Raw genomic sequence first — 14,516 nt, forward strand, 5'->3', positions numbered from 1 at the left:
CTGGAGCAGGATTGTTCTTGGTCCAGTGATCTTTTACGGACCCTCGACGGGTAAGCCGGGCAAGCGATCACGATCGGCAACTGTCGCGTTGTTTGCGGCTAAAAACTCTTCAAACGCCATTGATGATGGGGTCTTGGGTTCGCGCATGGCGTTCCACCAGCTGTTTTTGCGCTTTGCCAGACGGAATTTGGCGGGCTGGCTTTGTTGTGTCGGGCAGGATCGCACAGATTTCCGTGCGGTTTTCCGGACCAACCATTTTCAATGCCTCGGGGCCCGTTAGAAGGCTTTCCGAAGGGGCGCCTTCGGCAAAGATGATTTCGTGTTGTTGGAAAAGCAGATGAAAATATGTGACCGACTGCACCTTATCGTCGACAAAAACGTTGGGCAGATCCGCAAGCTTTATCGCTGATATTAGAACTTCTTTTTCCGAAAACATCTGCCGTGCCAAATCCGAACGGACAAGCATCCGGTGCTGTCGCGACACCAGCAAATCACGCAAGGGTAATCCGGCACCAAGCGCGCCCGCGGTGATCCGAACGGGGCGTAGTTTGGGATCGGCATCAAGTTGTTCGCTGTCTATATCGCGCGAGCCGATCCAAAGGATAGGCTGCACCCCTGTCGCTGTCGTGACCATATCGCCGGCCTTTAGACTTTCAATCTTGCGTGGTCCGTGGGGTGTGTCAATCAATGTACCGGCGGCGAAGCAAGGCACCCCGGTAATCGTTATCGTGACCGTGTCGGTAGTAGTCCGTCGACCTGAAGCAAGTCGGACCTCGAACGTATCGGTCAGGGTCTCCCCAACGTCCAGAGCTTGAACGGCTGGATTGGTGCTATCGAGAGAATAAGTCCACTCACCTGTTTCCTCGTTGATTGACGCTAAGCCATAAACTGCTTGATCCGACACAGTGAAACTGTCGGGTTGGTCGGCGGTATCCCCGACGTCATCCAGATCCCCGAATACGTCTGCATCACCCACGTCGATCTGTCCGGTCAGATCGCCTCCGATTATTGGATTGCCCATATCTAATGCTCCTGCGCGAGATGGTGCTTGAACTGGTTGCGACCATAGGATTTTACCGAGATCGGACCTGCCCAATCGGGGCGTGACCACTCGATCACGCGCACACCGGTCTTTGCCTTATTGTGCCAAAGCGTGCGCACCCGATCTGTTTTACGATTCTCGGCAAGCATTCTAACGACCTGTTTCAAATGGCCGAACGGGGCTGCAAGATCGACGACCCACATTGAACTTCCTGAATTCCATTGCGTCGGCTGCAACGGCTTGTGCTCTACCGCGAGTTGCCTTTCCTCGGCATCGCCCAAGCCCGCCCACGTCACAAATGCTCTTGGATAGCCGTTGGACCGAAAAATCCGATACTGTCCAAGGCGCAATGGCGGTTCCAGACTGTATAGCACCTGCGCGAACGGCAACGGTTTGTGATATTCTGACAAGGAAAGAAGGAAAGTCATGGCACCTAAATCGGCCAATTGTCGATCCGGAAAATCAAACCAACCTTCTGGCACAGGCGTATTGCCATCGTGTTGCGGGTCACGCAATGCCGCCAGATGCCGAAGGGAAACCCGGAGGAATTTTTCTTGCTCGGACGCTGTGTTCATGCCCCAACCTCGCTATCGGAACTTCCTACCGTTACCACAAATCCTCCGGATGAACAGTGGCGGGCCGTAAAAGCTGAGTTTTCGGTTAAATTTCAATTTGTTGTGATGTTATTACGTATGCAGTGATCATACACTGTCGTGAGGCGCGAGCGTGGCGTTGATAAGTGATCGTGTTTCACACTGATGAAATGCGCAAACACTCGCTATCGGGAATTGGGGAAAGTGGTGGGCGACCTTGGAATCGAACCAAGCGTGCGTCTCCGCGAGGGAGTTACAGTCCCCTGCCACACCTTGCGGCCTGTCGCCCACTTACCCGGCGTGTATAACGCCGAATGTGGGGCTGATTAGCCCGACCGAAGCCAAGGGTCAACACGAAAATTCGACCAAATGCCCTTGTCTCGCCCGTGCAATCGCCCCATTGTCCGAGCCTTGCGAAAAGAAGGGCATACGGCATGACGAAAAAGCCGAAATGGGTGGTTCAGAAAGAAAAGGCGCGGCGGGATACAGCAGCAGAAACAGTGTGGCTGTTTGGACTTCACGCGGTGCGCGATGCGTTGATGAACCCGAACCGCGAGCGGCTGCGTCTGGTGGTGACGAAAAACGCGGCGGACAAGCTGGGTGACGCCATTGATGCATCCGGTATGACGCCTGAAATGGCAGATGCGCGGAAGTTTCCGGCCCCACTGGACCCCAATTCTGTTCACCAGGGGGCTGCGCTTGAGGTCAAGCCACTGGCTTGGGGCAATTTTGCCGAACGTGTGATGGGAGGCGAAGGTGGGTTGCCGATTGTCGTGCTGTTGGACCGGGTGACAGACCCCCACAATGTGGGCGCAATCCTGCGATCAGCCGAAGTTTTTGGCGCGAGTGCCGTGATCGGCACGGCGCGCGGATCGGCACCGGAAACGGGCGCACTGGCCAAGACGGCGTCTGGCGCACTGGAGCGTCAGCCTTATCTGCGCATCCGAAACTTGGCCGACACGATGGTCGAGCTGCGCGAGATGGGATTTATCATCCTTGGACTGGACGGCGAAGCGGAGGAAACGCTTGATGCCACCCTGCAAGCCCGACCCGACCGGCCCGTGGCGCTTGTGCTGGGGGCCGAGGGGCCGGGCCTGCGCAAAAAGACCAAAGCGACCTGCGATCAACTGGTGAAAATCCCGTTCGCGCGGGATTTCGGGTCGCTGAACGTATCGAATGCAGCCGCAGTGGCGCTTTCTTGCACACGTGCCAGCCGGTGATCACTTCCACTTGATGGGGCCTGTGTTTTCCTGCCAATAGGGGCCAATTGAAATGTGGAGGGGTGCCACATGACCAAGGGTCGGTTCCTGAACAAATTTTCACGGCGGTTTGTCGTGTCTGGTCTGCTTGCTGCACCAGTTGCCGCAGGTCTGGGCGTGCCGCGCGCGCAGGCTGCCACGGCGGCTGTTTACATCAAGGACGGTGTCGCTTGGAACGGGTATGACCCCGTCGCCTATTTCACCGCTGGCGTACCGGTGCCGGGGCGTCAGGATCTGGAGTTTGATCATAACGGGGTCACGGTGCTGTTTTCCAACGAGGATAACCGCGATCTTTTTGCCGATGATCCGGCGCGTTATGCCCCGCAATATGGCGGCTATTGCGCCTATGCGCTGAGCCAAGGGCAGATTGTCCCTACTGTGCCCGCGGCGTGGACCATCCACGAGGGAAAGCTTTTTCTGAACGCCAGCTTGCAAAACCGTGATTTGTGGCTGGCAGATATTGCGGGCCATATTGCGCAGGCAGATACGTTCTGGCCGGATGTGCTAAGCGGCTAGGCGGGTGCGTGATGCCCCGCGTGATCACAACTGCTTGAGCATCCCTTACTTTGCCAGGATTAATCCCCACATAAGATAACGAGAGCGGGCTGTGGAACGCCCGACGTCTCATTTCACTGTCCCTCGTTCCACCAACTTGCGCCCGACCTTATGGTTTCGGGCGCATTTTTCTGCAAGGTGGTTGGAAACGTCAGTGTGCCGCGTTATCTGTGCTGCATGACACATGACGATACAGACACCCGCCTTAAATCCATTCTGTCTTCGACCCGCGTGATTGGCCTGGTGGGACTATCCCACAAACCCGAACGCGCCAGTCACGAGGTAGCAGGGTTTCTGAAACGCAAGGGATACCGCGTGATAGGTGTCAATCCGGGGCTGGCCGGGCAAGAGATGTTTGGTGAAACCGTTGTCGCTTCGGTTAGCGAGTTGCCGCCCCAGACTGACATGATTGACCTGTTTCGCCGGTCCGATGCCATTGCCCCCATTGTAGATGAGGCGTTGGACGCGTTGCCAAATTTGAAAACTGTGTGGATGCAGTTGGGCGTCGAAAACGCAGAAGCCAGGGCGAAGGCCGAGGCCAAAGGCATCACGGTCGTGGAAGACCGTTGCCCCAAGATCGAATTTCCGCGCCTGTTTGGGGATGCGGTTCTGAGTGACGTGACTGGTTAGGCTCACGTCGTGAGCCTTGGGGGGCGCTGCCCCTCGCGGCGAGGCCGCTCACCCCGGGATATTTTTGGCCAGAAGAAACAAGGGTCAGTCTGCGCGGCCGGCTTTTTCAGCGATGCCTGAGGTGCCATCGCGCCGTTCAAGTTCGGCTAGTACGTCGGCGAGGGGTATGTCGCGAGAGGCAAGCATGACCAGTAGGTGATAAAGCGCGTCAGCGGCCTCGGCAGTCAGGTTTTCGCGGTCGTTCTTGACGGCGGCGATAATGGCTTCGATGGCTTCCTCACCAAATTTCTCGGCACATTTTTCCGGCCCTTTGGACAGCAGTTTTGCGGTCCACGAGGTGTCGGGGTCGGCGCCCTTGCGTGCCTGGATCGTGGCGGCGAGGTGGGTGAGAATGGTCATGTCAACCTCATCGGGATGCCGGCGGCGGCCATGTGTGCCTTTGCCTCGCGGATTGTGTAATCGCCGAAATGGAAAATGGAAGCTGCCAGCACTGCGCTTGCCCCGCCTTCGGTCACGCCTTCGACCAGGTGATCGAGTGTGCCGACGCCTCCGCTTGCGATGACGGGCACGCGCACAGCGTCCGAAATAGCGCGGGTCAGGGGCAGGTTGAAACCTGCACGGGTGCCGTCCCGGTCCATTGAGGTCAGAAGGATCTCGCCCGCGCCCTTGGCTTCCATCAAGCGAGCGAATTGGACGGCATCAACGCCGGTGGGTTTGCGCCCGCCATGTGTAAAAATCTCCCAGGTGCCGGGTGCCACGGTCTTGGCGTCGATAGCGACCACGATGCACTGGCTGCCGAACCGGTCAGCCGCCCGCGCGATCACGTCCGGGTCGGCCACGGCGGCAGAGTTGAAGCTGACCTTGTCGGCACCTGCCAATAGCAGATCGCGCACGTCGTCCGGGCTGCGCACGCCGCCGCCGATCGTCAGCGGCATGAAGCATTGTTCCGCCGTGCGGGTTGCCAGATCATACATCGTTCCGCGGTTTTCATGCGTGGCCTTGATGTCGAGGAAGCAGAGTTCATCGGCCCCGGCGGCATCATAGGCGCGCGCCTGTTCCACAGGGTCGCCCGCGTCGATCAGATCGACGAAGTTGACACCTTTCACCGTGCGGCCCTCGGCCACGTCGAGGCAAGGTATGATGCGGGTCTTCAGCATATTTTGCGCGGTCCTTGGCTGATCACGGTTTGTTTTATTTGTTCAAGCCCCAACTGGCCAGAGCATTGTCGCATCGAACCTGATTTAAAGGAATTGCTCCATGATGAAACTCACCCTTGCAACACTTGTGTCGGCGCTTGCCCTGCCGGCGATGGCAGAGATTGTGAAAGTGCCCGCATCCGGCACCGTTCCTGACACAATGGACGCTTTAGAGGCCGCCGTCGGAAACGCAGGTGCAACCGTATTCGCGCGGGTTGATCATGCTGGCGGCGCTGCGTCGGTGGATATGGAGCTTGGGGCCTCGCAGCTTCTGGTTTTCGGAAACCCCAAACTTGGCACGCCGGCGATGCAAGACGACCCGCTGGCCGGGTTGATGCTGCCGCTCCGCGTGTTGGTTTATGAGGATAGCGATGGCGCGGTCTGGCTCGCCTATGAAGCGCCCGCTGACATGCTGGGGGAATTCAGCATCGCAGATGACGCGCCCTATGTCGGCATGATGACCGGCGCGCTGGACAAGCTGACCGCGGCTGCTGCGGGGGGTTAGAGCGCCGCCAAGGCGTCTTTCAAGTCAATCGCGCCGTCATAAAGCGCCCGACCCGAGATTGCACCGTTCAGGGATGCGCCACAATCGCGCAAGGCAATGAGGTCAGCCAGAGAGCTGACGCCACCGCTTGCGATCACCGGGATTGAAACCGCGCGGGCGAGGGCGGCAGTGGCCTCGATGTTCGGGCCCTGCATCGCGCCGTCGCGGTTGATGTCGGTATAGATGATGGCCGCGACGCCTGCATCTTCGAAGGATTTGGCAAGATCGGTGACCATCACGTCGGTTTCCTCGGCCCAACCTTTGGTGGCAACGCGACCGTTGCGCGCGTCGATCCCCACAGCAACCTTGCCGGGGAAGGCGCGCGCAGCTTCGCGCACGAGGTCCGGGTTTTCGACAGCGACTGTGCCAAGGATCACGCGGGCAAGTCCCTTTTCAATCCACCCTTCGATGGTCGCCATGTCGCGGATACCACCGCCCAGTTGGGCGGGGACGTCGATGGCGGCGAGGATGGCTTCGACCGCCGCGCCGTTCACTGGTTCACCTGCGAAAGCGCCGTTCAAGTCGACAAGGTGAATCCACTCGCAGCCTGCATCCTGAAAAGCCCGCGCCTGAGCCGCCGGGTCGTCGTTGAACACCGTGGCCGCCTCCATCTCGCCGCGGAGCAGGCGCACGCATTGGCCGTCTTTCAGGTCGATAGCGGGGTAAAGGATCATGGTGAGCTCCGATAGTTGGTGCGTTAGGTGCTTTTTGCACGGAAGTCCCGGCTTGCCAAGCCGCCCCTCCCGTCACGTCACACTTGCCATAAACGGTTTCTCGGGGTCAGGATAATCGCAAATTCAGGGAGGATTGAATGAAACGTATGGTTATGGCGCTTGCGCTGAGTGTTGGAATGGCGGCCCCTGCTTTGGCAGATGCAGTCGAAGGGGTCTGGAAAACGCAGGTGGATGACGGGGCATATGCCCACGTGACCGTTTCGCAATGTGGAACCGCGCTGTGCGGTGTGATTTCGCGGACGTTTAATGCCAGTGGCGAATACAAGTCTGAGAATATTGGCAAGAAGCTGGTCTGGGACATGCAACCCAACGGTGGCGGCAAGTATTCCGGTGGCAAGATCTGGCAGCCCTCGACCGGCAAGGTCTATCGCTCGAAGATGCAGATGTCCGGCGAGTCGTTGAAAGTGTCGGGATGTGTGGGGCCGATCTGCAAGAAGCAGAACTGGACCCGTGTGAAGTGAGCCGTTTGAACCGGGACAAGAAGGGCGCTGTCGCAGCGCCCTTTTTTATGGAGTCCAACTTAAAAAGTTCGCAATCATTCGTAGTCCGGCTGCCTGACTTTTTTCCGGGTGAAATTGCATGCCAATCAGGTTGTCCCGGCCAATGATGGCCGTGATTTCGCCCGCATAATCACAATGGGCCAGACGGTGTGCCGCATCGTCCACCACGAAATGGTACGAGTGCACGAAATAAGCGTGGTCCCCTGTCTGGACGCCCTCCAATACCGGGTGCACGTGGTCGATTACCAGATCATTCCAGCCCATATGTGGCACTTTCAGCGTTGGGTCTGCCGGAGTGATCTTGCGCACATGGCCCTTGATCCAGTCAAACCCATTCGTGTCCTGATATTCGTGACTGACCGTGGCCAGCATTTGCATGCCGACGCAAATTCCCATGAAGGGACGAGCTTGCCGTATCACGGCCTCTTCCAGCGCCTCATAGATGCCGCGATGGTCCGACAATTGCTGACGGCACGCCGGGAACGCGCCATCGCCGGGCAGCACGATGCGGTCGGCGCGTGCCACGTCTTCGGGCTTGGTGGTGATGATAACTTCACCTGCGTCTGTCTCGGCCGCCATGCGTTGAAACGCTTTTTCGGCCGAGTGCAGGTTGCCGCTGTCATAGTCGATGATCACGGTCAGCATGGGATGCTCCGGGGATATGGTGGCTTAAAGCGCGCCTTTGGTCGATGGGATAGCGTCCGCTTTGCGCGGGTCGGTTTCAACGGCCAAACGCAACGCACGGGCGACGGCCTTGAAGCCTGCCTCAGCGACATGGTGGGCGTTGAAGCCATGCAATTGATCAACATGCAGCGTGATGCCACCATGGGTCGCCAGCGCCTGAAAGAACTCGCGCACCAGCTCGGTGTCGAACGTGCCGATCTTTGAGGCAGCGAAGTCCATGTTCCACACCAGATAGGGGCGGCCGGACAAATCGAGCGCCGCGCGCACCTGCGCGTCATCCATCGGCAGGTGACATTCGCCGTAGCGACGGATGCCCTTTTTGTCGCCCAAAGCCTCGGACAGGGCTTGGCCCAGCGCGATGCCGGTGTCTTCGACTGTGTGGTGGTCGTCGATGTGCAGATCGCCCTTGGCGCGCACCGTGATGTCGATCAGTGAATGACGGGAAAGTTGGTCCAGCATGTGATCAAAGAACCCCACGCCAGTCTGGTTGTCGTAAGCGCCGGTTCCGTCAAGGTTTACCTCGACCGAAATCTCGGTTTCCGCAGTCTTGCGGGTAATTTTTGCGCACCGCATCGGATCGTCCTCTTTTTATCTGCGCCCCTTATAGGCGGGCAGTTCGGCGCGGGGAAGGCGACAAATATCGTCCCCGCCGGGGTGTGGCAATCACGCGGGCAGAGCGATAGCGGATGCAGCCCTTCGGTTTCCAATTCCGAACGGTTTTGATCAGGGGGCGGGCTCAGCATTGCGAATAAAGGGGCGCGGCTTTTGCCATGGGTCGTCTGTGTACCCAATTGGTGTTCACCAAATTGTTTCCGCAATGGAATTTCACAACATCCACGTTGCTTGGCCTGCAAAAAATCGTTTTTAAATAAAGCTTTACTGAAATTACCGAGGCAGCCCTTCATACCGGGTCACAATTCACATTTGAGTTGCGCGAGACTCAGTACTTGGGTGGCGCGCGTAAATCTGTCATTCTCTTTTTACGGGAAGCAACTATAGGGTGTAAGAAATGGTCCATCCAGTCGATGTCCATGTGGGAAAGAAAATAAGAGAGGTTCGTTTGTTACGCGGCCTCACTCAAGTCAAAGTGGCCGAGCAGTTGGGGCTGTCGTTTCAACAACTTCAGAAATATGAGACGGGATATAATCGCGTTTCCGCCAGCAAGATGTTCGAGATTGCACAGTTATTGAACGTTCAACCGGGCTATTTCTTCGAAGGGCTGGCGGATGCCGGCACGTCCGCGGATGAAGCGATGGATGAGCGCACAGCAAAAGCAGCGCAAGCATTGTCTTCAATCGAGGATGTGAAGGTGCGCAATCAAATCCAATCGATGATCCACGAACTGGCCAACCGCCAGTCGTTAAGCGCCTAAGTTAACACTACCTTTCTGAGGGGGAAGGGACGTGGTGGAAAGGGGACGTGCGATGCGCGTCCCTTTTTTCTTTGCTCGGAACGCAACAAGACGCACCGATGTTGGGCGATCTGCGACTTTACATCTGTCTGAGAAATCCCATTGGAGCGGGCGAGGCGATTCGAACGCCCGACCCTAACCTTGGCAAGGTTATGCTCTACCCCTGAGCTACGCCCGCATCCTGATGGGTTTGTTCAGCCATTGGCCGAACCGGGGAACCGATTGGAGCGGGCGAGGCGATTCGAACGCCCGACCCTAACCTTGGCAAGGTTATGCTCTACCCCTGAGCTACGCCCGCTTCCTTCGGTGAGCCGTGAGATATGAAATCCCACGCATGGCTGCAAGGGGAAAATGGCGAAACGGGCTGATTTTTCCCCGAATTGCCACTATCCCAACCGATCTGTGGCCGAGACGGTAACAGAATACGTCAAAAGCCGACCTTTGGGCGGCGGACAGGTTTACTCCAACTCCACCAGCAAATCTTTGGCGTCGATCTGACTGCCCGGCTGCACATGCACGGCTTTGACCACGGCGTCGCGGTCGGCATGGATGCCCGTTTCCATCTTCATCGCTTCGATGGTCAACAGCAAATCCCCCTCGCGCACCTGCTGGCCTTCGATCGCGGCGATGGTTGCCACAACGCCCGGCATCGGCGCGCCCACGTGGTTCAGATTGCCGTCCTCGGCCTTGGGGCGTTTGACCGCGGTGGCCTTGAACAGCCGATTCGGCACCCGGATGACGCGCGGCTGGCCGTTCAGTTCGAAGAACACTCTGACGATCCCATCCTCGTTGGTTTCGCCGACCGTTTGCAGGCGGATCTCAAGCGTCTTGCCGGGGTCGATCTCGGTCGAGATTTCCTCGGCCGGCTCCATCCCATAGAAAAACGTGCGGGTGGGCAAGGTGCGCACGGGGCCGTATTGGCGGTGGCGCCCCATGTAATCCAGAAACACCTTGGGATACATCAGATATCCGTTCAGGTCTTCATCGTCGATGGTCAGGCCCGCAAGCTCTTTCGACAGGCTGGCGCGGGTGGCTTCCAGGTCGACCGGCTCCAGATGTTTGCCGGGGCGTTCGGTGTTGGGCTTTTCGTCTTTCAGAACCTTCTTCACGATGGCGTCCGGGAACCCGCCGGGGGGCTGCCCCAGATTGCCGCGCATCATGTCCACGACGCTGTCGGGAAAGGCGACCTCGGTCTTCGGGTCTTCGACTTCAGCGCGGGTCAGGCCCTGGCTGACCATCATCAACGCCATGTCGCCCACCACTTTCGAAGATGGCGTGACCTTCACGATATCCCCGAACATATGGTTCACGTCGGCATAGGTCTGTGCGACCTCGTGCCAGCGGTCTTCCAACCCAAGCGAGCGCGCTTGCGCCTTGAGGTTGGTGAACTGCCCGCCGGGCATCTCGTGCAGATATACCTCTGACGCAGGGGCGGCCAGACCGCTTTCGAACGCGGCATATTGGGCGCGAACGCCTTCCCAATAATACGAGATGTCGCGAATCGCCGAAATGTCCAAGCCGGTGTCACGATCGGTGTTATGCAAGGCCTCGACGATGGACCCCAGACAGGCTTGCGATGTGCCGCCGCTGAACGCGTCCATGGCCGCGTCCACGGCATCGACCCCGGCATCGGCTGCCGCCAGGATCGTCGCACCCGCAATGCCCGATGTGTCATGGGTGTGGAAGTGTATAGGAAGGCCGACTTCGTCCTTCAACGCCTTGATCAAGACGCGCGCGCCGGCGGGTTTCAGAAGTCCCGCCATATCTTTCAGGCCAAGAACATGGGCGCCAGCGGCTTCAAGCTCTTTCGCCATGCCGACATAGTAGTGCAGGTCATACTTGGCACGGTCCGGGTCCAGAATGTCGCCGGTGTAGCAGATTGTGCCCTCGCAGACCTTACCGGTTTCGATCACGGCATCCATCGCGACGCGCATGTTTTCGACCCAATTGAGTGAGTCGAACACACGGAACACGTCCACACCCGTCAACGCGGCCTGCTTGACAAACGCCTGCACGACATTGTCGGGATAATTCGTATATCCAACCCCGTTCGAGGCGCGCAGAAGCATCTGCGTCATCAGGTTCGGCATCGCCGCGCGCAGATCGCGCAACCGTTGCCATGGACATTCCTGCAAGAACCGATAGGCCACGTCAAAGGTCGCCCCGCCCCAACATTCGATGCTGAACAACTGGGGCAAGTTCGCGGCATAGGCTGGCGCGGCTTCGATCATGTCGATCGAGCGCATCCGCGTGGCCAATAGTGACTGGTGCCCGTCGCGCATCGTCGTATCGGTGATCAGCAGCTTCTTCTGCGCCTTCATCCAGTCGGCGACCGCTTGTGGACCTTCGGCCTCAAGCAGGTTGCGGGTGCCCGCCGCTGGTTCTGTGCGTGGGGCCGGGGCCTTTGGCGGCTTCAGGTCGCTGGATGGCGCGGCACGCCCCTGTGTCTCGGGGTGTCCGTTCACCGTGATGTCCGCGATATAGGTCAGAACCTTCGTGCCCCGGTCGCGACGTTTCGTGAACTGGAACAACTCCGGCGTCTCGTCAATGAACGTGGTCGTATATTGGTTGTTCAAGAAAGTGGGGTGTTTCAGCAGGTTTTCGACAAAAGCGATGTTGGTCGAAACGCCGCGCACTCGGAATTCGCGCAAGGCGCGGTCCATCCGGGCGATGGCTTTCTCGGGCGTTTGCGCCCATGCGGTGACCTTGGTCAGAAGACTGTCATAATAGCGCGTGATCACCCCACCCGCATAAGCCGTGCCGCCGTCCAGCCGGATGCCCATGCCGGTGGCCGAACGATAGGCGGTGATGCGGCCGTAATCGGGGATGAAGTTGTTTTGCGGGTCTTCGGTGGTCACGCGGGTTTGCAGGGCGTGGCCGTTCAAACGAATGTCATACTGGCTGGCCTTGCCAGTTGCCTCGGCCAGCGATTTGCCCTCGGCGATCAGAATTTGGGCCTGCACGATGTCGATGCCGGTCACTTCTTCGGTCACGGTGTGTTCGACCTGCACGCGGGGGTTCACCTCGATGAAATAGAACTTGCCGGTTTCCATATCCATCAGGAATTCGACCGTGCCGGCGCATTCGTAATTCACATGGGCACAGATTTTCCGACCCAGCTCGCAGATCTCTTCGCGTTGCGCCTCGGACAGATAGGGGGCGGGCGCGCGCTCCACGACTTTCTGGTTGCGGCGCTGGACCGAGCAGTCACGTTCATACAGGTGGTAGATATTGCCGTGGCTGTCGCCCAGGATTTGCACCTCGACATGGCGGGCGCGGGTGATCATCTTTTCCAGATAGCCCTCGCCATTGCCGAAAGCGGCTTCGGCCTCGCGGCGGCCTTCCAATACCTTTTCTTCCAGCTCGTCCGGGCCGTGGATCGGACGCATCCCGCGCCCGCCGCCGCCCCAGCTGGCTTTCAGCATCAGAGGATAGCCGACGCTTTCCGCTTCCTTGCGGATCGCATCCATATCGTCGCCCAGCACCTCAGTGGCGGGGATCACGGGCACGCCGGCCTCGATCGCTACTTTTCGGGCCGAGGCCTTATCACCCAGCGCGCGCATGGTGGCGGCCTTAGGGCCGATGAAGGTGATCCCGTTGGCGTCGCAGGCATCCACGAAGTCGGGGTTTTCGGATAGAAGCCCATAGCCGGGATGGATCGCATCGGCGCCGCATTCCTTGGCAACACGGATGATCTCGTCAATGGACAGATAAGCTGCGACCGGCCCCAGGCCTTCGCCGATGCGGTAAGCCTCGTCTGATTTGAAACGATGCAAGCCCAGCTTGTCTTCTTCGGCGTAGACCGCGACTGTCTTCTTGCCCATCTCGTTGGCGGCGCGCATCACGCGGATGGCAATCTCGCCCCGGTTGGCAATCAGAATTTTCTGAAAGTCTTTCATCTCACTCTCCCGCTTTTTTGGCCGGCCGGGCCGCATTTGGTGAAAGTGGTAGGGTGTGCTGCATTGCAGCGCAATAGAATTTGTAAGGATTGGGTAAGGATTGAGATCAATCCGCTAGGGTAACATCTTCGGATATGCGCAGACAAAACGGGGCGATTCATTATCCTATCCCGCATGTGAACGTCATTATGGTTCACCTATGGCTCACCGAGCTTTGGACAACAGACCACCGGGTTGGCGCATGATTCGCCCCTCAAGTTCCAAATTGACCAGTTCGGGCAGGATGTCGCCCGAGCCTGCGCCGGTCAGATCACCCAAATCGCGGATCAATTGATCCTCGGCCAGGGGGCTTGGACCCAATCGGGCAAGGATCTGACTGTGCAGTTTCGATGTCTCGGTCAGAGTTCGGGTGTCGCGAGGGTTGGATACCTTTGCATCGGGAGCGGGGGCGGGGACAGTTTTCTGCGGCGCGCTGACTGCTGGGCCGATTGCTTCGATGACATCTTGTGCCCCGCGGACCAAGGCAGCGCCATCGCGGATCAGGAAATTGCAGCCCGATGCGCGCGCGTCAAAGGGGTGGCCGGGTACTGCTAGCACATCGCGACCTTGATCCAGTGCGTTGCGTGCGGTGATCAGCGACCCTGACTTGGCGGCAGCTTCGACCACGACGACAGCGCGCGCCAGACCCGAGATCAAACGGTTGCGGCGTGGAAAGTGGCGAGCTTGCGGGGTCAGTCCGGGGGGCTGTTCGGACAGCCGCAGACCTTGCCGCGCGATCTGTTCCCCCAGAACGGTGTTGTCCTTGGGATAAATCACATCGACGCCGCCAGCCATGACGGCAACGGTCTTTCCGGCTTCAAGTGCAACCTCATGGGCAACCGTGTCCACACCCCGCGCCAAGCCGGAGACGATGGTGAACCCAGCCTCGCCCAACTCGCGAGACAGCTTGCGCGCCATCCGCAACCCGATCGAAGATGCATTCCGTGCCCCAATCAGCGCCACCATCGGGCGGTGCAACAACGAGACATCGCCCATTGCCCAGAAAAACGGCGGCGGGTCGGGGATTTCGGAAAGAAGTTCAGGATAGTCGGGGGTCCCCCACGCCACCATCTTGGCCCCGGCGAAACGCGCGCGGCGTTGTTCGTCGCGGGCCACGTCTTCGGCGCAGGTGGTGTAATCCTTGACGCCAGCCGCGGCGGCCACATCCGGTAGCGCGCGAAGGGCTTCTTGCGCCGATCCGTGCTCGGCCAGCAAACGAAAGAACGTCGCAACGCCCACCCGGCGCGAACGCAAGAGACGGATCCACGCCAGTTCATCTTCCTCAGACTGAGGGGAGGGGGTGGGGTGTATCAGGGAAGGTGACATTTCCAGGGGCATGATTGATTCCGTCTCTTGCAGGTCAAACATGTGATGCAAATGGTTAACGGGTGGTGAACACGCGTCAACCAGTCCACGAAAAAATCAAAACC

General features: G+C 58.8%; 15 protein-coding genes and 3 tRNA genes. 6 read left to right on the forward strand and 12 right to left on the reverse strand.

Annotation, left to right across the window (positions count from 1 at the left end; all coding sequences use genetic code 11):
• Positions 1–109 precede the first annotated feature (109 nt).
• From MN186_RS08375 to MN186_RS08385, 3 genes are all read right to left on the reverse strand, one after another.
• Positions 110–1,021 carry a Hint domain-containing protein gene (locus tag MN186_RS08375; protein ID WP_242113929.1) on the reverse strand — a complete coding sequence of 304 codons (912 nt, stop codon included), beginning with the start codon at positions 1,019–1,021 and terminating at the stop codon, positions 110–112.
• A 2-nt stretch (positions 1,022–1,023) separates the two neighbouring features.
• Positions 1,024–1,617 (reverse strand): toxin-activating lysine-acyltransferase, encoded by a 594-nt coding sequence (locus MN186_RS08380; RefSeq protein ID WP_242113930.1) that lies wholly within the window; start codon positions 1,615–1,617, stop codon positions 1,024–1,026.
• Between the two features lie 223 nt (positions 1,618–1,840).
• Positions 1,841–1,924: transfer RNA gene (locus tag MN186_RS08385), tRNA-Tyr, on the reverse strand.
• Positions 1,925–2,069: 145 nt separating this feature from the next.
• Here MN186_RS08385 and rlmB point away from each other — a divergent pair.
• From rlmB to MN186_RS08400, 3 genes are all read left to right on the forward strand, one after another.
• Positions 2,070–2,855 carry a 23S rRNA (guanosine(2251)-2'-O)-methyltransferase RlmB gene (rlmB, locus tag MN186_RS08390; protein WP_242113931.1) on the forward strand — a complete coding sequence of 262 codons (786 nt, stop codon included), beginning with the start codon at positions 2,070–2,072 and terminating at the stop codon, positions 2,853–2,855.
• 69 nt (positions 2,856–2,924) lie between these two features.
• The gene (locus tag MN186_RS08395) at positions 2,925–3,410 is read left to right on the forward strand and encodes a YHS domain-containing (seleno)protein (RefSeq protein ID WP_242113932.1); all 486 of its coding nucleotides are present in this window, start codon (positions 2,925–2,927) and stop codon (positions 3,408–3,410) included.
• A 216-nt stretch (positions 3,411–3,626) separates the two neighbouring features.
• Positions 3,627–4,079 carry a CoA-binding protein gene (locus MN186_RS08400; RefSeq protein ID WP_242113933.1) on the forward strand — a complete coding sequence of 151 codons (453 nt, stop codon included), beginning with the start codon at positions 3,627–3,629 and terminating at the stop codon, positions 4,077–4,079.
• An 84-nt stretch (positions 4,080–4,163) separates the two neighbouring features.
• On the opposite strand, the gene MN186_RS08405 is transcribed toward MN186_RS08400, so the two are convergent.
• Both MN186_RS08405 and hisF read right to left on the reverse strand, forming a co-directional pair.
• Complete coding sequence (locus MN186_RS08405; protein ID WP_242113934.1) at positions 4,164–4,478, reverse strand: phosphoribosyl-ATP diphosphatase; 315 nt, start codon at positions 4,476–4,478, stop codon at positions 4,164–4,166.
• Positions 4,475–5,236 (reverse strand): imidazole glycerol phosphate synthase subunit HisF, encoded by a 762-nt coding sequence (gene hisF, locus MN186_RS08410; RefSeq protein ID WP_242113935.1) that lies wholly within the window; start codon positions 5,234–5,236, stop codon positions 4,475–4,477. The genes MN186_RS08405 and hisF overlap by 4 nt, the downstream gene beginning before the upstream one ends.
• Before the next feature lie 100 nt (positions 5,237–5,336).
• Here hisF and MN186_RS08415 point away from each other — a divergent pair, with 100 nt between their 5' ends.
• On the forward strand, positions 5,337–5,780 hold the full coding sequence (locus tag MN186_RS08415; RefSeq protein WP_242113936.1) for a DUF302 domain-containing protein: 444 nt from the start codon (positions 5,337–5,339) through the stop codon (positions 5,778–5,780).
• Here the strand turns inward: MN186_RS08415 and hisA are convergent.
• Positions 5,777–6,493: a 1-(5-phosphoribosyl)-5-[(5-phosphoribosylamino)methylideneamino]imidazole-4-carboxamide isomerase gene (gene hisA / locus MN186_RS08420; RefSeq protein ID WP_242113937.1), complete on the reverse strand. Its 717-nt coding sequence runs from the start codon at positions 6,491–6,493 to the stop codon at positions 5,777–5,779. The genes MN186_RS08415 and hisA overlap by 4 nt on opposite strands.
• A gap of 137 nt (positions 6,494–6,630) precedes the next feature.
• Here hisA and MN186_RS08425 point away from each other — a divergent pair, with 137 nt between their 5' ends.
• Positions 6,631–7,014: a DUF2147 domain-containing protein gene (locus tag MN186_RS08425; protein ID WP_242113938.1), complete on the forward strand. Its 384-nt coding sequence runs from the start codon at positions 6,631–6,633 to the stop codon at positions 7,012–7,014.
• A gap of 45 nt (positions 7,015–7,059) precedes the next feature.
• Here the strand turns inward: MN186_RS08425 and hisH are convergent, their stop codons facing one another.
• Both hisH and hisB read right to left on the reverse strand, forming a co-directional pair.
• Positions 7,060–7,698, reverse strand: a complete 639-nt coding sequence (gene hisH, locus MN186_RS08430) for an imidazole glycerol phosphate synthase subunit HisH (protein ID WP_242113939.1) — start codon at positions 7,696–7,698, stop codon at positions 7,060–7,062.
• A 24-nt stretch (positions 7,699–7,722) separates the two neighbouring features.
• Complete coding sequence (gene hisB / locus MN186_RS08435) at positions 7,723–8,310, reverse strand: imidazoleglycerol-phosphate dehydratase HisB (RefSeq protein WP_242113940.1); 588 nt, start codon at positions 8,308–8,310, stop codon at positions 7,723–7,725.
• Between the two features lie 436 nt (positions 8,311–8,746).
• Here hisB and MN186_RS08440 point away from each other — a divergent pair, with 436 nt between their 5' ends.
• Entirely contained in the window at positions 8,747–9,109 is a 363-nt protein-coding gene (locus MN186_RS08440) for a helix-turn-helix domain-containing protein (RefSeq protein ID WP_242113941.1), read from the forward strand.
• A 142-nt stretch (positions 9,110–9,251) separates the two neighbouring features.
• On the opposite strand, the gene MN186_RS08445 is transcribed toward MN186_RS08440, so the two are convergent.
• The 4 genes from MN186_RS08445 to dprA form a co-directional block, all read right to left on the reverse strand.
• Positions 9,252–9,326: transfer RNA gene (locus MN186_RS08445), tRNA-Gly, on the reverse strand.
• 45 nt (positions 9,327–9,371) lie between these two features.
• Positions 9,372–9,446 (reverse strand) — tRNA-Gly (locus MN186_RS08450).
• A gap of 160 nt (positions 9,447–9,606) precedes the next feature.
• The gene (locus tag MN186_RS08455) at positions 9,607–13,047 is read right to left on the reverse strand and encodes a pyruvate carboxylase (RefSeq protein ID WP_242113942.1); all 3,441 of its coding nucleotides are present in this window, start codon (positions 13,045–13,047) and stop codon (positions 9,607–9,609) included.
• A 204-nt stretch (positions 13,048–13,251) separates the two neighbouring features.
• Entirely contained in the window at positions 13,252–14,424 is a 1,173-nt protein-coding gene (gene dprA, locus MN186_RS08460; RefSeq protein WP_242113943.1) for a DNA-processing protein DprA, read from the reverse strand.
• Positions 14,425–14,516 lie beyond the last annotated feature (92 nt).

This window comes from Aliiroseovarius sediminis, assembly GCF_022678485.1.
Classification (GTDB): Bacteria; Pseudomonadota; Alphaproteobacteria; order Rhodobacterales; family Rhodobacteraceae; genus Aliiroseovarius; species Aliiroseovarius sediminis.

What these genes read in the sequence shown, in the direction of transcription:
- MN186_RS08375 (WP_242113929.1), bottom strand. Translation starts at nt 1,021, where the DNA reads ATGGGCAATCCAATAATCGGAGGCGATCTGACCGGACAGATCGACGTG.
- MN186_RS08380 (WP_242113930.1), bottom strand. Translation starts at nt 1,617, where the DNA reads ATGAACACAGCGTCCGAGCAAGAAAAATTCCTCCGGGTTTCCCTTCGG.
- rlmB (WP_242113931.1), top strand. Translation starts at nt 2,070, where the DNA reads ATGACGAAAAAGCCGAAATGGGTGGTTCAGAAAGAAAAGGCGCGGCGG.
- MN186_RS08395 (WP_242113932.1), top strand. Translation starts at nt 2,925, where the DNA reads ATGACCAAGGGTCGGTTCCTGAACAAATTTTCACGGCGGTTTGTCGTG.
- MN186_RS08400 (WP_242113933.1), top strand. Translation starts at nt 3,627, where the DNA reads ATGACACATGACGATACAGACACCCGCCTTAAATCCATTCTGTCTTCG.
- MN186_RS08405 (WP_242113934.1), bottom strand. Translation starts at nt 4,478, where the DNA reads ATGACCATTCTCACCCACCTCGCCGCCACGATCCAGGCACGCAAGGGC.
- hisF (WP_242113935.1), bottom strand. Translation starts at nt 5,236, where the DNA reads ATGCTGAAGACCCGCATCATACCTTGCCTCGACGTGGCCGAGGGCCGC.
- MN186_RS08415 (WP_242113936.1), top strand. Translation starts at nt 5,337, where the DNA reads ATGATGAAACTCACCCTTGCAACACTTGTGTCGGCGCTTGCCCTGCCG.
- hisA (WP_242113937.1), bottom strand. Translation starts at nt 6,493, where the DNA reads ATGATCCTTTACCCCGCTATCGACCTGAAAGACGGCCAATGCGTGCGC.
- MN186_RS08425 (WP_242113938.1), top strand. Translation starts at nt 6,631, where the DNA reads ATGAAACGTATGGTTATGGCGCTTGCGCTGAGTGTTGGAATGGCGGCC.
- hisH (WP_242113939.1), bottom strand. Translation starts at nt 7,698, where the DNA reads ATGCTGACCGTGATCATCGACTATGACAGCGGCAACCTGCACTCGGCC.
- hisB (WP_242113940.1), bottom strand. Translation starts at nt 8,310, where the DNA reads ATGCGGTGCGCAAAAATTACCCGCAAGACTGCGGAAACCGAGATTTCG.
- MN186_RS08440 (WP_242113941.1), top strand. Translation starts at nt 8,747, where the DNA reads ATGGTCCATCCAGTCGATGTCCATGTGGGAAAGAAAATAAGAGAGGTT.
- MN186_RS08455 (WP_242113942.1), bottom strand. Translation starts at nt 13,047, where the DNA reads ATGAAAGACTTTCAGAAAATTCTGATTGCCAACCGGGGCGAGATTGCC.
- dprA (WP_242113943.1), bottom strand. Translation starts at nt 14,424, where the DNA reads ATGCCCCTGGAAATGTCACCTTCCCTGATACACCCCACCCCCTCCCCT.